At 45.5% G+C, this 15,270-nt stretch carries 21 protein-coding genes; 9 read left to right on the top strand and 12 right to left on the bottom strand.

From position 1 onward, the window contains the following. Window positions 1-36 precede the first annotated feature (36 nt). A complete protein-coding gene (locus AZI85_RS08715; RefSeq protein ID WP_063243717.1) occupies window positions 37-462 on the top strand; it encodes a hypothetical protein in 426 nt (141 codons plus the stop codon). On the opposite strand, the gene AZI85_RS08710 is transcribed toward AZI85_RS08715, so the two are convergent. Beyond that, complete coding sequence (locus AZI85_RS08710; protein WP_081110966.1) at window positions 459-1,010, bottom strand: cytochrome b/b6 domain-containing protein; 552 nt, start codon at window positions 1,008-1,010, stop codon at window positions 459-461. The two genes, AZI85_RS08715 and AZI85_RS08710, sit on opposite strands and share 4 nt — an antisense overlap. Window positions 1,011-1,012: 2 nt before the next feature. Beyond that, the gene (locus tag AZI85_RS08705) at window positions 1,013-1,273 is read right to left on the bottom strand and encodes a PepSY domain-containing protein (RefSeq protein ID WP_063243716.1); all 261 of its coding nucleotides are present in this window, start codon (window positions 1,271-1,273) and stop codon (window positions 1,013-1,015) included. 154 nt (window positions 1,274-1,427) lie between these two features. On the opposite strand from AZI85_RS08705, the gene AZI85_RS08700 reads away from it, so the two are divergent. After that, the gene (locus AZI85_RS08700) at window positions 1,428-2,024 is read left to right on the top strand and encodes an NUDIX hydrolase (RefSeq protein WP_253720916.1); all 597 of its coding nucleotides are present in this window, start codon (window positions 1,428-1,430) and stop codon (window positions 2,022-2,024) included. 447 nt (window positions 2,025-2,471) lie between these two features. Here the strand turns inward: AZI85_RS08700 and AZI85_RS08695 are convergent, their stop codons facing one another. Both AZI85_RS08695 and AZI85_RS08690 read right to left on the bottom strand, forming a co-directional pair. After that, the gene (locus tag AZI85_RS08695; RefSeq protein ID WP_063243714.1) at window positions 2,472-3,422 is read right to left on the bottom strand and encodes a hypothetical protein; all 951 of its coding nucleotides are present in this window, start codon (window positions 3,420-3,422) and stop codon (window positions 2,472-2,474) included. Window positions 3,423-3,511: 89 nt separating this feature from the next. Further along, window positions 3,512-4,357, bottom strand: a complete 846-nt coding sequence (locus AZI85_RS08690; RefSeq protein ID WP_063243713.1) for an NAD(P)H-hydrate dehydratase — start codon at window positions 4,355-4,357, stop codon at window positions 3,512-3,514. Between the two features lie 26 nt (window positions 4,358-4,383). On the opposite strand from AZI85_RS08690, the gene map reads away from it, so the two are divergent. The 3 genes from map (at window position 4,384) to AZI85_RS08675 (ending at window position 6,530) form a co-directional block, all read left to right on the top strand. Next, complete coding sequence (gene map / locus AZI85_RS08685) at window positions 4,384-5,142, top strand: type I methionyl aminopeptidase (protein WP_063243712.1); 759 nt, start codon at window positions 4,384-4,386, stop codon at window positions 5,140-5,142. A gap of 276 nt (window positions 5,143-5,418) precedes the next feature. Then, window positions 5,419-5,814 carry a hypothetical protein gene (locus AZI85_RS08680; RefSeq protein WP_063243711.1) on the top strand — a complete coding sequence of 132 codons (396 nt, stop codon included), beginning with the start codon at window positions 5,419-5,421 and terminating at the stop codon, window positions 5,812-5,814. A gap of 200 nt (window positions 5,815-6,014) precedes the next feature. Then, the gene (locus AZI85_RS08675) at window positions 6,015-6,530 is read left to right on the top strand and encodes a MarR family winged helix-turn-helix transcriptional regulator (RefSeq protein ID WP_063243710.1); all 516 of its coding nucleotides are present in this window, start codon (window positions 6,015-6,017) and stop codon (window positions 6,528-6,530) included. Window positions 6,531-6,592: 62 nt separating this feature from the next. On the opposite strand, the gene AZI85_RS08670 is transcribed toward AZI85_RS08675, so the two are convergent. Next, complete coding sequence (locus AZI85_RS08670; RefSeq protein WP_063243709.1) at window positions 6,593-7,804, bottom strand: hypothetical protein; 1,212 nt, start codon at window positions 7,802-7,804, stop codon at window positions 6,593-6,595. 201 nt (window positions 7,805-8,005) lie between these two features. Between AZI85_RS08670 and AZI85_RS08665 the strand changes: the two genes are divergently transcribed. The 3 genes from AZI85_RS08665 (at window position 8,006) to AZI85_RS08655 (ending at window position 9,928) form a co-directional block, all read left to right on the top strand. Next, window positions 8,006-8,308 carry a hypothetical protein gene (locus AZI85_RS08665; protein ID WP_155722527.1) on the top strand — a complete coding sequence of 101 codons (303 nt, stop codon included), beginning with the start codon at window positions 8,006-8,008 and terminating at the stop codon, window positions 8,306-8,308. Between the two features lie 61 nt (window positions 8,309-8,369). After that, window positions 8,370-9,269 carry an SAM-dependent methyltransferase gene (locus AZI85_RS08660; RefSeq protein ID WP_063243708.1) on the top strand — a complete coding sequence of 300 codons (900 nt, stop codon included), beginning with the start codon at window positions 8,370-8,372 and terminating at the stop codon, window positions 9,267-9,269. Then, entirely contained in the window at window positions 9,245-9,928 is a 684-nt protein-coding gene (locus AZI85_RS08655; RefSeq protein ID WP_063243707.1) for a PilZ domain-containing protein, read from the top strand. The genes AZI85_RS08660 and AZI85_RS08655 overlap by 25 nt, the downstream gene beginning before the upstream one ends. Here the strand turns inward: AZI85_RS08655 and AZI85_RS08650 are convergent, their stop codons facing one another. Then, window positions 9,929-10,702, bottom strand: a complete 774-nt coding sequence (locus AZI85_RS08650) for a hypothetical protein (RefSeq protein ID WP_253720915.1) — start codon at window positions 10,700-10,702, stop codon at window positions 9,929-9,931. It lies immediately after the preceding gene. 85 nt (window positions 10,703-10,787) lie between these two features. Between AZI85_RS08650 and AZI85_RS08645 the strand changes: the two genes are divergently transcribed. Further along, window positions 10,788-11,447 carry a hypothetical protein gene (locus tag AZI85_RS08645; RefSeq protein ID WP_063243706.1) on the top strand — a complete coding sequence of 220 codons (660 nt, stop codon included), beginning with the start codon at window positions 10,788-10,790 and terminating at the stop codon, window positions 11,445-11,447. Here the strand turns inward: AZI85_RS08645 and smpB are convergent. Genes smpB through pal form a run of 6 tightly spaced genes read right to left on the bottom strand, consistent with a single transcriptional unit; the run spans window position 11,392 to window position 15,217 of the window. Then, on the bottom strand, window positions 11,392-11,844 hold the full coding sequence (gene smpB, locus AZI85_RS08640) for an SsrA-binding protein SmpB (RefSeq protein WP_063206356.1): 453 nt from the start codon (window positions 11,842-11,844) through the stop codon (window positions 11,392-11,394). The genes AZI85_RS08645 and smpB overlap by 56 nt on opposite strands. Beyond that, window positions 11,841-12,668 carry a 16S rRNA (adenine(1518)-N(6)/adenine(1519)-N(6))-dimethyltransferase RsmA gene (gene rsmA, locus AZI85_RS08635; RefSeq protein ID WP_063243705.1) on the bottom strand — a complete coding sequence of 276 codons (828 nt, stop codon included), beginning with the start codon at window positions 12,666-12,668 and terminating at the stop codon, window positions 11,841-11,843. The genes smpB and rsmA overlap by 4 nt, the downstream gene beginning before the upstream one ends. Further along, window positions 12,665-13,699 carry a tRNA (adenosine(37)-N6)-threonylcarbamoyltransferase complex transferase subunit TsaD gene (gene tsaD / locus AZI85_RS08630; RefSeq protein ID WP_437435120.1) on the bottom strand — a complete coding sequence of 345 codons (1,035 nt, stop codon included), beginning with the start codon at window positions 13,697-13,699 and terminating at the stop codon, window positions 12,665-12,667. Before tsaD ends, rsmA begins: the two co-directional genes overlap by 4 nt. A gap of 6 nt (window positions 13,700-13,705) precedes the next feature. Continuing rightward, window positions 13,706-14,380 (bottom strand): tetratricopeptide repeat protein, encoded by a 675-nt coding sequence (locus AZI85_RS08625; RefSeq protein ID WP_063243703.1) that lies wholly within the window; start codon window positions 14,378-14,380, stop codon window positions 13,706-13,708. Further along, on the bottom strand, window positions 14,377-14,688 hold the full coding sequence (locus AZI85_RS08620; protein ID WP_063206352.1) for a DUF4398 domain-containing protein: 312 nt from the start codon (window positions 14,686-14,688) through the stop codon (window positions 14,377-14,379). Before AZI85_RS08620 ends, AZI85_RS08625 begins: the two co-directional genes overlap by 4 nt. Before the next feature lie 22 nt (window positions 14,689-14,710). Then, window positions 14,711-15,217, bottom strand: a complete 507-nt coding sequence (pal, locus tag AZI85_RS08615; protein WP_063206351.1) for a peptidoglycan-associated lipoprotein Pal — start codon at window positions 15,215-15,217, stop codon at window positions 14,711-14,713. Between the last annotated feature and the right edge of the window lie 53 nt (window positions 15,218-15,270).

The following is a 15,270-nucleotide window of genomic DNA, read 5'->3' as shown; positions in this document are numbered from 1 at the left end:
ATATCCCTCTTTGTTAACCAACTTGGAGGGAAAACCATGAAAGCACTAACCACCGTTTTAATGATCACACTATTCACAGCAAATGCCTTTGCTGCTGGCATCTTTGGTTGGATCAAACCAGATCGCCCAGGTCGTCCAGGCCCTTATGAACCACATCGCCCGAACGTCACATGTTCTGCCACTGACGATGGCTGGGAAGAACACTGGGGTGGACACGGAAGCTGTCGAGAGTGTTTAGCGAAGCATGGCAACTGCGTAGAGACATGTAAATCAAGTTTCTATTCATGCACGGCGGAAGGAACGGATTACCGTGGCTACCGCATGACAATGCAAGGCCGTGGACCTGATCGCTATAGCTCTGAAAGAGACGCTATCTATCAATGTCAATATCGCTACAACAACTGCCGTATCGTCAGCTGCAGCGAAACTTCTGAGACTGTGTCTCGTCGCGACTGCCGTTAATCTTTTTGATTTTTATAACCGTGAATCATGCCTGCCACGAGATTCTGTTTCTCGTGGTAGCTGGCTAGAAGTACACCAAGAACGTGAATGGCCACCCCGCCCATCATCACATTGCCGATATTGTGATGAAGTTCTTCCACCCATTCTTCGCCGAAGTAAGTGTCAGTTCCCATCATGTAACCCGTCACGCCTAATCCAATCACACACGCTAACAAAAAAACCATCATCCAACCGGCGATAGGATTGTGGGTCACATAGGCTTTACGATTTTTATAATGGCGCAGATATTTGAAAACCGTCACCGGGCTTGCAAACCAGTTACGAAATTGGGCGTTAGGACCACCGATAAATCCCCAAATGATACGAGCGACAACGAAGCCGGCGGCGATGTAACCAATCACCTCGTGCACCGTGTCCCCTTCTTCGGTGATGAAATAATTTAGAAAAATGCAAAGGACCAGCGTCCAATGAAATACGCGGATAAAAGGATCCCAAACGTAGATTCTTTTTTCGACGGCATTCATTCCTGGTCCCTTGATCAAAAGCAAAATTACTTTTTGTATTCTTTTACGATAGAGCCATCTACCGGGTTGAAGTAGATTTCTACTTTCGCGCCCGCTTTATCCCAGCCGTAGATTTCATAGCAGTTGCCATCAATTTTAAATTTTTTGATTTTATAGCCTTGAGACAAAATCATCTCTTTCATTTTGGCTTCTGGCATCCATTTGTCTTTTGCTTCTTTTGTGCAATCCGGTGCCGCGAAAGAAATCGAACCTGCGAAAAGTACCGCGATAGCTAGTAGAGTTTTCATCTTTAAGTCCTCCTAATAAGTGGTCCTTTGTTTTGCTGAAATCCGGGGACCTTGTCCAGAGTCTAGAGTGTCCTTCGACCTCACTGAAAACAAGATGAAAATCTAAGATTCTGCTTCGCCTCGTGCTATGCTAGAACTTGCGAAGGATTTTACCTTGAAAGACATACTTCATTCTCTTTTTCAGTCTCAACCTCCCGTGGATCTTGCATCCAAATTGACACGTCACGCTTGTGTCGCGGCGATCTTGCGCGGCACCTCGTACGAGCAGTTGGAGATCGCGTTTATTCAAAGAGCTTTTCACCCCGAAGATCGTTGGGCGGGACATCTGGCATTTCCCGGTGGTATTCGTGAAACTTACGATAAGACGGATTTGGATGCCGCGCTTCGCGAAACCAAAGAGGAAGTCGGTGTCGATCTGACCGCCGATGATTTATTAGGCCGCTTGGACGATGTGCAGGCGCGCAAATCGGGCTCTATGCTGGATTTCTATATTCGTCCGTTTGTCTTTTATACGAATCGTGATTTCGCGCTGACCTTGGACGCTTCCGAAGTCGCCGATTTCTTTTGGATTCCCTTAAAAGAAATCCAGAATCCTCAACGGCAGACTCACTACAAGATCAAGCGCGACAACGGCCATGATCATCACTTGCCGGCGATTTATTTGGATCGGGACCCACCGTTGTGGGGACTCACTTATATGATGGTGATTGATCTGCTGAATCGTTTGCGCAGCTTGGGACCACAGAATTAAAAATAAAAAAACCAGAATCCCTTGCGATTCTGGTTTCACCAATTTCACCTATTAATTATTCTTTCAAGGTGGACCTGTCTCCCTGTGTAGAGCCAATTCACGAATCTCCTGACTAAGAATATATTCGTGACGTACTACTTTGGATTTCGCCATTCAAGGCTCCTTTCATTCAAGGTAGTAAACTTATCGGCTGGACCTTTGTAGAGTTGAGGGGAATTTTTCAAAATTTTAAAAAATCGCGGCGATTCTTGGATTGAAACAAGAAATGCTGATCAAACTTCGAGCAGTGTTTAGAAGATCGTCAGGGATTTTAGCGAAAATTTATTTTTGATACAGCGAAAGCCGCTATAGAAGCGTCGTTGGTGACTGTTAAGAAATAAAAAAGGGAACTCAGTGAGTTCCCTTTTTAACTTTTACGCGGTGTAGACCCAAAAAAGAAGCAGGCACCTATAGGATCGAGAAGACTGTTGAGAAGCTGACTGTTGTGGATTCAGTTCTTAGATCTTTCGGGTAGAAGTTCAAGAATGTTGAAAGATAGATGTCGCGTGTGAAAGCGTAACCAGCGCCCAAGCGTTGGCTTGTTGTTCTGTTGAGCATCGCGAATTGGTCTTCACGAGCACGTGGGTTTGTGAAACCAACAGCAACGGACGTGTACATGTTGAATTTGTCTGTGACGTTGTATTTCACTTGTGGGTACCAGCCAAGGTAGTAGCGGCCCGCGGTGCGGTCTTTGGCTTGGTAATCACGGTTGTAAAGGAAGTAGCTTAAGCTCGCATCCATACCTACCGCAAAACCAGAAGCGCCCAAGTTGTAAACCAAGGAGTTGTCGTAGCTCAAAGTCGCATACTGACCAACATCGATGTACTCTTGAACTGTCGTTACAGAAACTCCGTAAGAGTTTCTCATTTGTACGTTACCAAGACGTGTGTTGCGATCGTAGTTCACGAAAGGCGTTTTAACATCTGTACGCTCAGAACCGTGGAACGGAGTTAAAGCACTTACACCTGTTCCCATGCTGATCGCGCTTTTGCTATCAAGACGGTAACGACCGCTGATAGAACCGCTTAATGATGTGTCGTTGTTGCCGATAGATCCATCTGGATTCGGTTGTTTTTTGTTAGAAAGGTCACCGATCGGAGGACCGTAGTAAGACAAAGAAAATTTCAGAGAGTATCTAGAAAGAGATCCAGAGTCCGCTTTCAAACGAGAATCTGTGATGTCTTTATCGTCTTCGAATTTTTTATTTTTTAGAACGCTGTCCACTTTCATCGTGGATTCTTGGTTCACTACTTCAGAGCTGGAAGCTGAAGAAGTCGTTGAAAGTGTCGTGGTAGAAGTTTGTGCTTGGGCCGCGAAAGACCAAGTCACAAGAGCTGCGAGCAAAAGCCCTTTATTCATGAAATTCTCCCTGTTTGCGGCCGTTTTTACCTAGGAGCCCGCAAAAAGGAAAGACAAGGTTGTGTCAGTCCCGCTAGTGAGAACTTTTTTCAATTACCTCGAAGAATACGCAGTACAGATGGGATATATTCGATTACATCCGAGGCCATCATCGAGAGAAGGTCCTTCTTGCGCGAAGCCCAAAGATTGGCCGTCGCCCCATGGATGTAAACCCCTAAAACGGCCGCCTGAGTGGCAGTCAGTCCCTGCCCGCGTAAAGCGGTTAATATTCCCGCCAGCACATCCCCCGTCCCTGACTTTGCCAAGGCCGCGTTCCCGGTTTTATTGGTATAGATTCTTTGGCGATTCGCGATCAAAGTTTCATGTCCCTTTAAAATCACCACACACTGAAAAAGATCCTGAGCTCGGCGAGCCGCTTTATAGCGATCGGCATTGATTTCTTCGACACTGATTTTCAAACAGCGCGCAAGTTCTCCCGTATGTGGAGTGACGATCCACGAAGACGGCAAAGGAAATAGATTTTCATTTGCACACACCGTAAGAGCGTCGGCATCTAGAATGACTTTCTCTATTTGTTTATTTTTGAGTTCGCGAATGATCTGGGCCGTGAAGCTATTTACTCCAAAACCCGGTCCTACTAAAACCACATCGAAATTTATTTCCTGCCACGATTTTTTATTAAGATCACAAAGCAAAAAATCTGGGTTTTCTAACGAAGAGACGGCGATGTTTTTTTGCGCTAACGTGACGTAACCGCTTCCCGTACGAAGCGCCGCCTTCGCCGCTAAGACACCCGCACCGGGATACTCGCTACTTCCCGCTAAGATCAGGCTGCGACCGCGCGAAGATTTATTATCCGAGGTGGAAACCTTAGGTAAAAGTTTCTTAGCCCCGTGTTTCTTCAGGAAATATCTTTGCGCAGTGGCTTTTTTCATCCGGATCAGTGTATAACTAGCCTTGCATGATCGTAAAGACGGAAGCAGATCTCGAAGGTCTAAAAAAAATTGGCAAGGTCGTCGCAAATTGTCTGCATTACATGGCGCGCTCTATCGAGCCTGGCATGACGACCAAAGAGCTTGATGAGCTAGGTGGAAAATTCCTAGAAAAGCATGGCGCACGCTCGGGCCCTATGCTGACTTACAATTTTCCCGGTTACAATTGCATCAGCTTAAATCACGAGGTCGCGCATGGCGTTCCGTCATCTCAAAAGCAAATTCAACGAGGCGATTTAATTAACATCGACGTTTCCGCTGAGTTGGATGGTTACTACGCTGATAACGGCGGCTCTTTTATTATTCCTCCCGGTAAATCCGCAGATCAACGTTTGTTGGATGTTACAAAACAAGCCTTGGAAGCGGCGATCAGCATTGTGAAAGCCGACGCTTATATCAACATGATCGGCTATCAAATCGAAAAAGTGGCGACTGAAAACGGCTACACGGTGATTGAGAATCTGGGAAGTCACGGTGTGGGTCGCGGTCTGCACGAGGAACCGAAATTCATCGCGGCTTATTATGACAAGCGCGACAAAAGAAAATTGAAGGAAGGCCACGTCATCACGATTGAGCCGTTTGTTTCTACCGGGGCCCGTGTCGTTGATGAAGAGCCAGATCACTGGACGCTGGTTGCAGGGCGCGAATATCGCACAGCTCAATTTGAACACACGATGGTGGTTTTGAAAGACCGCGCCTTGATTGTGACCATTCCTGATCCTGTCTAAATACAAATTCGGTCTCTTTGATTCCCCATGCCTTTAAAGCCTAAAATCCTCTGTAGGACTGCTTTCCACGGAGGTTTTATGCCCTACGAAGTTTCTATCTCGTTCATAATTCTGCTCTGCTGGGTGGCTCACCAGGCCGTATTGTGGTCTATCGGGGCCCTGAAGTTCGAATCCACTCATCCTGACGCGGAATAATTTCTTATAGACACGGTGCCAAAGACCTTGAGCTTCCCTGAAAAGGTGAAAGGCTATCGTTGTCTATTTACGGAGGGATTTATGAAATTATTTTTTGTTGTAGCTTCTATGCTTTTGGCTTTCTCTGCTCAAGCTAATGATCGCAAAGTTGGAAACGTGATCGCTGTTGAAAGAGAGATCAACGACGTTAACGCGACTTGCTTGAAAAACGTGTCTGGTGAAACAGACAAACCTCAAAGCTTCTTTTCTTGCGCAATCAAGTACACGGCTGCTGGTGAAATTCCTGTGAGCAAAGGTCGCGCTTTCAGATTGGATGATGAGCGTTGCCAAGTTTATGGCGAAACAATGAACGGCGTATTGTTGATCACTTTCGGTACGAAAGAAAGATCTTCAACTTTCGAAGCATCTCGCGCTTGCTTGGGACGTTCTCTTGCAGCTAAAGATTCTGTGAAAGTGGTTGTTTACACTCTCGAGTAAGATTCGTCTTTAGGAAAACTTATGGGAATGGAAGGATTTCGTCCTTCCATTTTTTTTTCGTCAATTCTCTTCTCATTTAGCTTGCGAATGCGACTCTAAATTAGAATCTGTGCTGTTATTGCGTCCTTTTCCTTGCGCTTTATTAGACCCCTAATTAAACTACTAAGGCCCGCTTAACCTCACAGATCGGAGAATTCACTATGGCAAAGCTCTACTTTACCGAGATTCCGACTCGGGAAGCCCTCGAAAAATCTGAAAGTCCTCTTTATCCTGATATGGATTCATTGACGTTGTATTCACACATCTTGCTTCGCAAGGTGACAACGGAAATGGAAATCAACTTGGACAGCTTCTTTTCTCGCTACAGTCTGTCTTCGGGTCGTTTTACTTTGATGATTCTGCTTCAAAGAGCCACTCAAGGTATGATGCCCTCAGAGCTGGCGCAAAAAGTGGGCGTCACTCAAGCGACGATTTCTGGATTGATTAATAGTTTAGAAAAAGCCGACATCGTAAAAAGAACGACGCATGAAAAAGACGGACGTTCTTTCGTGATCCTTTTGACAGATAAGGGGCGTGCTCTTTGCGATGAAATTATGCCGCATTACCATCAGCGCATCACGCAGTTCTGGAGCGAATTCAACGAAAATGAAAAGCCGCAAATCAACGGCTTTTTAGAAAGAATGATTCGCAGTATCCCAAAACTTGGACAAGACTAAATAAAAAAAACCCTGATGGAAACATCAGGGTTTTTTCTTTTTGAGGCCTGTTGACCCGCTTTTTAGTATTCACCCGTCAACGCACAGTTGATGATGGTTTCAGTTGTATAGCCCGAAGTATTTTGGAAAGGACCGAAGTGGTTGTAAGAGCGACCCACGGCCATGTGCGGGCTCACGCAACGCTCTGCCGGAGCTTTCAATTTTCCATTAGAGTTAACATTATATGGATGAGTGTTCGCCGACTTCGTCGTATTCACTTGCACCGCAAAGGAACCTGTCACCTTCGAAGCGGCACAGAATGAGTTGAATGTTTGCAGCGAGCTTCCCAAGATGCGGATCAATTCAGACTGGCTGGCTTTTTGAGAGATACCGCATTTTGGATAAAGAGCATTCCATTCACGAATACAAGCCTGGATATTGCCACCTGCATCCGGAGTGAATTGAAATAGACCGATGTTCAAACGAGACTCTGCCGGTTGATAAGGGTCTTCGTAGAAGTTCACGCCTGCAGGACGACGATAGCCTGATGGAGCATACTTCGCTGCCACGCTTTGAGATTTTGAGTTGTCCGCTGTCGTTAAAGATTCCATATAAGAAAGACACATCATGAATTTTGACCAAAGCTTAGAAGCTTTCACGTAACCTTCTCTGTTTCCAGACAAAGCTTCACGACGATACGAGTTCATGCGGTCTGCAAACTCATTGATTTTTTTGATCGTTGAAGCGCCGGGAACATTCTTGCCGTTCAAAGTCGTGTTCAAAGTCGATGAAGTCACATTACACAATGGGTGTGAAATCAAACTGTTTGGCAGGTAAGTATTTACGTCACTGTTCAAACCGAAGTAAGAAGCGACATAACCAAGTTGCGCTTTCGCCGGCTGCATTTTTAGTTCCACCGCATAAGAAATGCGATCAGAGAAACGATCGTTTTGGTCTAGGTTCGTATCACACATGTCCGTCGCATGCGCTTGTTGCGCATTTCTTGTCGGGATCAATTCACGGTAGTTTTTGTAGTTGGTATCAACAACCGAACCCACCGGATAAGAAACTTCAGTAAAGACATTGAAACCTTCTGGAGTGATAGAGTCCGTGACAGCCGCAGGTTCACGCGTAGGCGGTGTTGGTGTCGTCGGATTGCTTGGAGTCGTCGTAGGAGGTTTCGTGCCTCCGCCACCGCTAACTGGCTTTTTAGCCATTGCGTATGTTGAGCTAGAGAAAAGTGTTGTTGCGATCAAAGCTGCCAAGATGTTTGTATTGATTTTTTGTGTTTTCATGCCTCCTAGATCGGAGCTAGGTCTTAGGACTTAAGGGAACCTAGACTTTACCTGGACCATTTTTCCTGGATGATCGGCAAGTCTGGATAAACTGAAAAATTATTAATCAGCCACACTAGGACCATGGTCCTAAATAATCGTTCAAGCTCCCCTTTTGATTCGCCGATATGAGGAATGAAACAAAACAAAGGGAGTTTCAAAATGAGTCAAACTTATGATGTACCAAACCTCTATAATTTTTTATTGCACACGCCAGAGGCTGGTCTCAGAAAAATGCTCGTGGATAATAAGCCAATGACAGAGGCTCACTTCAACCTGATGTTGAAGATCGTACGCGCATGTGACGAAGCTCATTTCACTGAGCACTTCACAAAACAGGATTTCCCAAAAGTGAAAATGGGCCCTGCAGATATCAAACTAAAAGAAAAATTCTGGAATGATTGCATGACGACTTGGAACAGTCGTGGACTTCTGACTCCAGCTGTGGCAACTAAAGCAGCTTAACCGGCTTTGCCGAGGAAGCGCAGCGGCCTTCGGGCCGCGCAGCTGGACTGGTTTTTAATTAATGATCGCATACTTAACCACAGAACAATTTCTGCCAGAGCTTCTCGAGGAACTTAAAAACGTTCGCTCAGTTCACGGAAGCCTGGTTCTTACTGATGGGCCCTTGCAGCACTCTGTCTGGGCCCAAAATATTTGGCTCAACCCCGAAATCATTTCTTTTGAATCCATCAGCCAGGCCGCAAAAGCTTTAAAGGGTTTGGGTAAGCTGTGGGTGCCTTACACTTTCGATAATCATCGCCGCGCGCAACTTATCCAAGAGCTCTTGCCGAAGGTAAAGCCTCGCGTGGTGGATTTTTTGGGGGAACTTCCTGAAGACAACCTGGGAGCTTGGACCCTGATCGATAAAAATACACTTTTAGCCTCTAGCAAAACGAACTCCCCGTTTCCTTTAGGGGAAGTTCAGTTCAACGAAGATAAAAAGAATCCTCCGTCCCGGGCTTATCTGAAGCTTTGGGAACTTTTCACGGTTTATGGGATTGTTCCTAAAGAGGGCCAAAGGGTCGTCGACTTCGGAAGCTGTCCCGGAGGGTGGACTTGGGTGCTTCAGCAAATCGGTTGTGAGGTGGTCAGTATTGATCGCGCTCCTTTAGAACCTCATATCGCCAAACTTCCGCGCATTCATTTTATGAAGACCAATGCCTTCACGGTGAAGCCCGAGGACATTGGGGCCATCGATTGGTTTTTCTCTGATATCATCTGCTACCCCGAAAAACTTCTGGAACTTGTTCAGATGTGGCAGAGTTCAGGACTATGCTCGAACTTCGTTTGCACGATAAAATTTCAAGGTAAGACGGACTTTGCGACTCTCAAAAAGTTCCAGTCCTTAGAAAATGCACGTGTGCAACATCTGCATCACAACAAGCACGAGGTCACGGTATGGATAAAGACATCTTCACCTTAGTAGGTCGCGAAGACGAAAAGATCAAGCTTTGGCAGGATCTTGCTCAAGCTCAAGGAGAGCTTCTTTGTAAGGGTAAAGAAGAGTCTATCTGTAAACTGCGCGTGAACTTTTACAATTCTAAAACTAAATGCCTTGAGTGCACTGTCGAATCCATCACGACTTTAAAACCCCAAGAAGAATACCTAGGTCATTTCTTCTTAGGCGGAGAGAAATACTACTTCCAGGGCTTCGCACAAATTCATCAGGAAAAAGTCGTCGTCCCGGTCGCAGAAGAACTCTATCATCTGCAACGTCGCCAAAATTACCGCGTGCGCATTCCTGAAGGTTACCAAGCGTTTTACAATATTGTTCTAGTCAACGAGCAACCGCAGAAAATCATCGGACAATTGGCCGACCTTAGCAGCCAAGGTTGTCGTGTGATTTATCGAATGGATGCGCCATTAATGAAGATCGGCGATAAAGTGACAGGACACTTGGTGATTGGGAAACGATCGCCGATTGAAATTCAAGGCGTCGTTCGCCACATCAAAGTGGATGAAGGCAACAAAGTGATTCAGACCTTCGGGATTGAATTCAGTCCACTGTCTACGATGATCGAAAACAAACTTTTCGCTCTGACAATGGAGATTCATAAAGAAGTCTTTAAAAGACCGTCGTGATTACTGACCTTGGGTCGCTGGCTCCAGGATCGTAGGATCTTTCTGACGAATGCCCTCGTACTCTTGATCAATACTTTTCTGTAGCTGTTTCCGTTTTTCTTCCGCTTGTTTTTTCAAGTCCGACTGTGCTTTTTTATTCTCGTCATAGCGTTTCGTATAATCACGGTGTAACTGATTAAACTCGTCGGTTTTAGAGCGAGCGTAATCGTCAAAGTTTTTTCTTTTATCGCGCATATCGGCTTCAAACTCATCGCGCTGTTCTTTTTGTTTCGAATAGAAGTCTTTTCTTTCGCCATCAAGCTCTTCGAAAAACTCTTTGCGCTCGTCAGAAGTGACCTTCTTTTTTGAAAAGTCTTTTCGTGCATCGGCCTGTTTTTTTGAAAACTCGTCGCGCTCTTTCTTTTGGGTTTTATTAAACTGCTCGCGGCTTTTCGTCATGTCTTTGTTAAAGAGCTCACGCTTTTTATTGATGATGCTAGAGAACTTCGAGCGCACTTCGGAAGGAGAGCGCGAAAAGTCCGACATCAATTGATCCATAAAAGCTTTTTCATCGTTTTCTTTTTGGCGTTCAGGCGGAATATCTTTGCGCAATTTATCAAAGGCTTCGCGGTCGGCTTTTAAAGAATACTTTTCATCGACCAAGGTCGTGTCATTGTCAGGGCGATTTGTCGGCTCATCCAAGGCCCAGAGTTTTTCAGCACCAAATACCAGGAGAGTTGTCAGGAATACGGTAAAAATCCAACGGCGCTTTGTATCTTGAACCGGACCACGCATGAAGACTCCTCTTTATTTCAGCGAATGTATACTTTTGAGAATAATTGGACTCTTTTGAAAACACAACAGACCGATAAGAGGTCATATGTTATACGGACGAAGAGTTATCGAACCCCAGCGTGTGCCCCATGGACAAGGTCCTCGCCGCTTTATTTTAAATAAAAGCTTTCAGTACAAATACTGCTGGTATATGGTGACGGCTGTTGCGGGTGGCGCGGTTTTATTTCTTCTTCCGGCCTATTACTTCATCGTACAGAATTATGATCTCTTCAAAAGTCTTGCTTACGACACACATCCCTACTTAGTAGAACACTTAGAGCGTGAAGTGACGTGGCTTAAAATTTTCTTAAGCGCTAGTTTCCTATTCCTTATGGGAGTTACTTTGTTCTTGGGAATTCGTATGACGAAGAATCTTCTTTCTCCATTAGTGACGATGGAAAGACACATGCACCAATTGATGTTGGGTCAGTGGCATATTCCTGATTATCACTTGCCAGAAGAAGACGATTATCGCGATCTAGCGATGACGTATGACTATTTCTATCGCGCTTTAAAAGCGAATACAGAGACTGAGCTGAAGCTGTTAGAAAAATTAAGCATTGATCCGCAAAACCGCGAAGCTTATGCCGCTTGGAAACATTTGCTGGCAGAAAAGCGCGCGCGTCTAGGTATTCGTGAAGAGTTTATTACTAACGATTCCGTCGTAGACTTGAGCGAATTTGATCAGAAACGTCGCGTTTCTTAATGGCCTCACGCTTGTCGTGAGTCTTTTTACCCTTCACCAAAGCAATTTCTAATTTCGCACGGCCGTTTTTAAAATAGATTTTAAGCGGCACGCAGGAATAGCCTTTTTCTTTCAACGCACCAAAAATCTCGTCCAGCTCTTTGCGATTCAGTAAAAGTTTGCGAAGTCTTTCAGGGGCATGATTGTTGTAACTGGAGGCTTTGTATTCAGCGATATGAGCATTCTGCAAGAAGGCTTCATCTCCGCGAAAAGAGATGTAAGAGTCTTTGAGCTGCACATCTTTATTGCGCAAGGATTTCACTTCGCTGCCCATAAGCTGCAAGCCCGCCTCGTACGTTTCTACGATCGTGTAATCGAATCGGGCTTTTTTGTTCTCTTGAACAATTAAAATGCTCATGCTTCAAATCCAAAGTGCTTATACAAAGTCACAAACTGCGCAGGGCTCAGTTCTTCCGCACGAGCCGTTTCTGTAAAACCCATGCCGGTGATCCAGCCCACCAATTGCTCTTCAGTTAGCTTCTTTTGACTTAAAAGACCAGACAAATTTTTCTTTAAAAGCTTGCGGCGTTGGGCAAAGGCCGCTTTCACGAAAGTCAGGAAAGCTTGGCGGTTTTTAACTTCACTTTGCAGACGCGAAAAGCATAACACTCGGCTGGCGACACGAGGAGGAGGCGAAAAATCTCGCGGCCCCGCTTCAGTCACCATTTCCGTCTTCCAGAAGACTTGAGCAATAACACTTAAAAGTCCGTAATGCTCTGACTTCGCCACCGCACGGATTCTTTGCGCCACTTCTTTCTGAAACATCAGAACCATGTGCTCAACACCTTTTTCTTCCATCGAACGCTCAATCACTATGCTTGAAGAAATCTGATAAGGCAGATTGCTGACGAAAACGACTTTCTTGTCTGAATAAAAGCGCGACCAATCTAATTTCAGAGCATCTTCTTCAAGGACATTCTGCCCCTGCTCGCGCCAGTAGTTCGCGATCACGCGATCCAGCTCAATCAAAGTCAAAGGCACATTCATTTGTTTTAGAAAATAAGTTAAAGCGCCAGGCCCTGGACCCACCTCAATCAACTCTTCGGGATTAAACTCTTTCACTTGGTTGATGATGCGCTCAATGACGACATCGCTGACCAAGAAGTTTTGACCCAAAGATCTTTTAGCAAGAATGCCTAACTCTTGCAGTGTGTGCTCTAAGCGTTCGCGTGATTGGCTCATCTAAAATCCGTTGTCAAAACTTGAGGTGAAGGTCCGAGGTCGATGTTTGAAAATTCCCCGGCATTCATTCTTAGAACACCTGCGTACCCGATCATCGCCGCATTATCCGTGCAATAGCGGATCGGTGGAACTACGAGCGTCAGACCTTTTTTCGCGGCCCATTCTTCCGCACGCGCGCGCAGACGAGAATTCGCACTCACGCCGCCGGTTAAAATCACGCGCTTGGATCTAAATACTTTGGCCGCTCGATCTAATTTAGCAATAAGAACATCGACAATAGCTTCTTGAAAAGAAGCACAAAGATCGGGAAGCTGCTCTTGAACTAACTCAGGACCTAGTTGTTCCAGCATGCGCTGGCCCGAGGATTTTAAACCCGAAAAGCTCATATCGAAAGTTTCGTCGTGAATCATACTGCGAGGAAATTCAAAAGCATGGGGGTTTCCCGTCTTTGCCATTTGATCAATGCGCACACCGCCGGGAAAACCAAGACCCGCCATCTTCGCAAATTTATCAAAGCACTCTCCGGCTGCGTCGTCTTTCGTGGCGCCCAGAACTTTGTAATCACCCAAACCTTTGATTTGATAAAGACTGGTGTGACCGCCACTGATGGCTAACCCTACGTAAGGATATCCGAAGTCTTCAGGTGGAGCATATTGGGAGTCACGCAAGAAAGGTGCTAACAAGTGACCTTCTAAGTGATTCACTCCTAGAAAGGGAAGACCCTTTGCTTGCGACAAGGATTTCGCCGTCACAAGCCCCACAATCAAAGCACCAATCAGACCAGGACGATTGGTGACGGCAATTCCCTCGACGTCTTTCCAAGTCATTCCGGCTTTTTTAAAAGCCTCTTCAATTAAGGGAATCAGAGCGATGGAGTGATTGCGAGCGGCGATTTCAGGGACGATACCGCCATAGATTTCGTGTTCTAAATCTTGCGAAGCCGCGACAACAGAGTGCACCCAACCACTGCGATCTACGATCGCTACGGAAGTGTCATCACAGCTGGTTTCAATGGCTAATACACGTTCAATCACGAATTATTTTTTCAAACCCTTCAAGCGAGTTTTAGAACGACGAGCTTCATCTGATTTCGGAAATTTATTAACTACTTCGTCGTAAAAAGTTTTTGCTTCGTCTTTCATGCCCAACTCTTGGAAGGACACGCCGATTTTATAAGTCGCATCCGCGAACTTCGATCCTTTTGGATTGTCGTCACGGTATTTTTGGTAGTTTAAGATCGCCTGTTTCCAATCTTTTTTATTGAAGAACTCTTCGCCAACTTCATAAACGTTCTTCTTAGCTTGCTTTGCAGATCTTTCCGCTTGGCCCGCGACACGCTCGGCTTTCAGGGATTGGATTTCGGCGTTCAAAGTGTAAATGTCTTTTTCCATCTTTGTCAGAGCCTCTTGAAGAAGCGTGACCTTCTGGTTCAAATCTTGATTCTGCTGTTGAGTATTTCTTACGGCTGTTTCCATGCCGGAGTTGCCTTGACCTACGCGGTTTTCAACCACGTCAACACGGCCATTCAGATTTCTCATTTGTTCTTCGAGGTCTGCAAAGCGGTTTGAAACATCGGCATTGCTTCTTTGCAGAGTCGTTACTTGTTGCTGCATGACTTGGCGCTGTTCTGTCTCACGAACTTCATTGCGCGTTTTCAAACAACCAGTCAGGAATAGAGGTGTGGCAACAAGAGCCACTAGGATTTTCTTCATAGAACATCTCCTGTTCTTTGACGAATCAATCGTGCCGAGTTTTCCGCTTTTTCCGCAGAAACGCGAGCGCGCACGAATTGTTCTTTAGCTTTCGAATAATCACGATCTTCAAAATAGATACGGCCTTTACGGTAAGCTTCTTCAGCTTGGTGCCAATAACCAGGGGAATGGCGGGCCGCTTGAACAGAACGAGCCGCATCTAGTGCAGCTCGTGCGAGGGAGTAATCCTCAACGGGTGCAGGGACTGTTTGACAGCTGACAATCACCGTAAAAAGTAGAACTCCGATGAAAAGTCTCTGTAGTCTCACTGCACACCTTTCTTAACTTAAATTACTGAGCAGGAACAAAGTTCGCACGGCGGTTTTTCGCCCATGCTGCTTCAGTGTCACCCATATCAAGTGGTTTTTCTTTACCGTAGCTGATAACGCTCAAACGATCGCCAGCAATACCCAAGCTTACCATATAAGCTTTCACGGCGTTAGCGCGTCTTTCACCTAAAGCCACATTGTACTCGATAGTACCGCGGTTGTCACAGTGACCTTCGATTTGAACTTTCACGCCTGGGTTTGATTTCATCCACTCAACGTTAGAAGCGATCACTTTTTTAGAAGCCGCATCCAAGCTCGATTTATCGTAACCGAAGTGAACTGTTTCAAGACCCGCGATTTTGCCAGAGTCAGAACCCATTGGATCATAGCTCAAAGGTGATGAGTCAATGGCAGTAGATTGGCCACCTGCAGGCAAAGTTTCAATGGATTGATCCGATTGAGTTTGTTTTCCTTTACAACCAGCAACAACCGCGCAGGCAACAAGACCAAGAGCTAATTTACGAAACATGATGTCCTCCTATGAAGATCCAATAGTTATCATTAGATAAAAACTTTAATTTA

The organism is Bdellovibrio bacteriovorus (genome assembly GCF_001592755.1).
GTDB classification, from domain to species: domain Bacteria; phylum Bdellovibrionota; class Bdellovibrionia; order Bdellovibrionales; family Bdellovibrionaceae; genus Bdellovibrio; species Bdellovibrio bacteriovorus_E.
Note: the sequence above shows the minus strand (reverse complement) of the source record. Positions and strands in the feature narration are given on the sequence as shown.

Excerpts from the sequence above, each read along its gene's own strand:
- AZI85_RS08715 (WP_063243717.1), top strand. The coding sequence starts at position 37 with ATGAAAGCACTAACCACCGTTTTAATGATCACACTATTCACAGCAAAT.
- AZI85_RS08665 (WP_155722527.1), top strand. The coding sequence starts at position 8,006 with ATGAGTCAAACTTATGATGTACCAAACCTCTATAATTTTTTATTGCAC.
- AZI85_RS08670 (WP_063243709.1), bottom strand. The coding sequence starts at position 7,804 with ATGAAAACACAAAAAATCAATACAAACATCTTGGCAGCTTTGATCGCA.
- rsmA (WP_063243705.1), bottom strand. The coding sequence starts at position 12,668 with ATGAGCCAATCACGCGAACGCTTAGAGCACACACTGCAAGAGTTAGGC.
- AZI85_RS08655 (WP_063243707.1), top strand. The coding sequence starts at position 9,245 with ATGGATAAAGACATCTTCACCTTAGTAGGTCGCGAAGACGAAAAGATC.
- AZI85_RS08675 (WP_063243710.1), top strand. The coding sequence starts at position 6,015 with ATGGCAAAGCTCTACTTTACCGAGATTCCGACTCGGGAAGCCCTCGAA.
- AZI85_RS08680 (WP_063243711.1), top strand. The coding sequence starts at position 5,419 with ATGAAATTATTTTTTGTTGTAGCTTCTATGCTTTTGGCTTTCTCTGCT.
- pal (WP_063206351.1), bottom strand. The coding sequence starts at position 15,217 with ATGTTTCGTAAATTAGCTCTTGGTCTTGTTGCCTGCGCGGTTGTTGCT.
- map (WP_063243712.1), top strand. The coding sequence starts at position 4,384 with ATGATCGTAAAGACGGAAGCAGATCTCGAAGGTCTAAAAAAAATTGGC.
- AZI85_RS08645 (WP_063243706.1), top strand. The coding sequence starts at position 10,788 with ATGTTATACGGACGAAGAGTTATCGAACCCCAGCGTGTGCCCCATGGA.
- AZI85_RS08695 (WP_063243714.1), bottom strand. The coding sequence starts at position 3,422 with ATGAATAAAGGGCTTTTGCTCGCAGCTCTTGTGACTTGGTCTTTCGCG.
- AZI85_RS08650 (WP_253720915.1), bottom strand. The coding sequence starts at position 10,702 with ATGCGTGGTCCGGTTCAAGATACAAAGCGCCGTTGGATTTTTACCGTA.
- smpB (WP_063206356.1), bottom strand. The coding sequence starts at position 11,844 with ATGAGCATTTTAATTGTTCAAGAGAACAAAAAAGCCCGATTCGATTAC.
- AZI85_RS08625 (WP_063243703.1), bottom strand. The coding sequence starts at position 14,380 with ATGAAGAAAATCCTAGTGGCTCTTGTTGCCACACCTCTATTCCTGACT.
- AZI85_RS08705 (WP_063243716.1), bottom strand. The coding sequence starts at position 1,273 with ATGAAAACTCTACTAGCTATCGCGGTACTTTTCGCAGGTTCGATTTCT.
- AZI85_RS08660 (WP_063243708.1), top strand. The coding sequence starts at position 8,370 with ATGATCGCATACTTAACCACAGAACAATTTCTGCCAGAGCTTCTCGAG.
- AZI85_RS08690 (WP_063243713.1), bottom strand. The coding sequence starts at position 4,357 with ATGAAAAAAGCCACTGCGCAAAGATATTTCCTGAAGAAACACGGGGCT.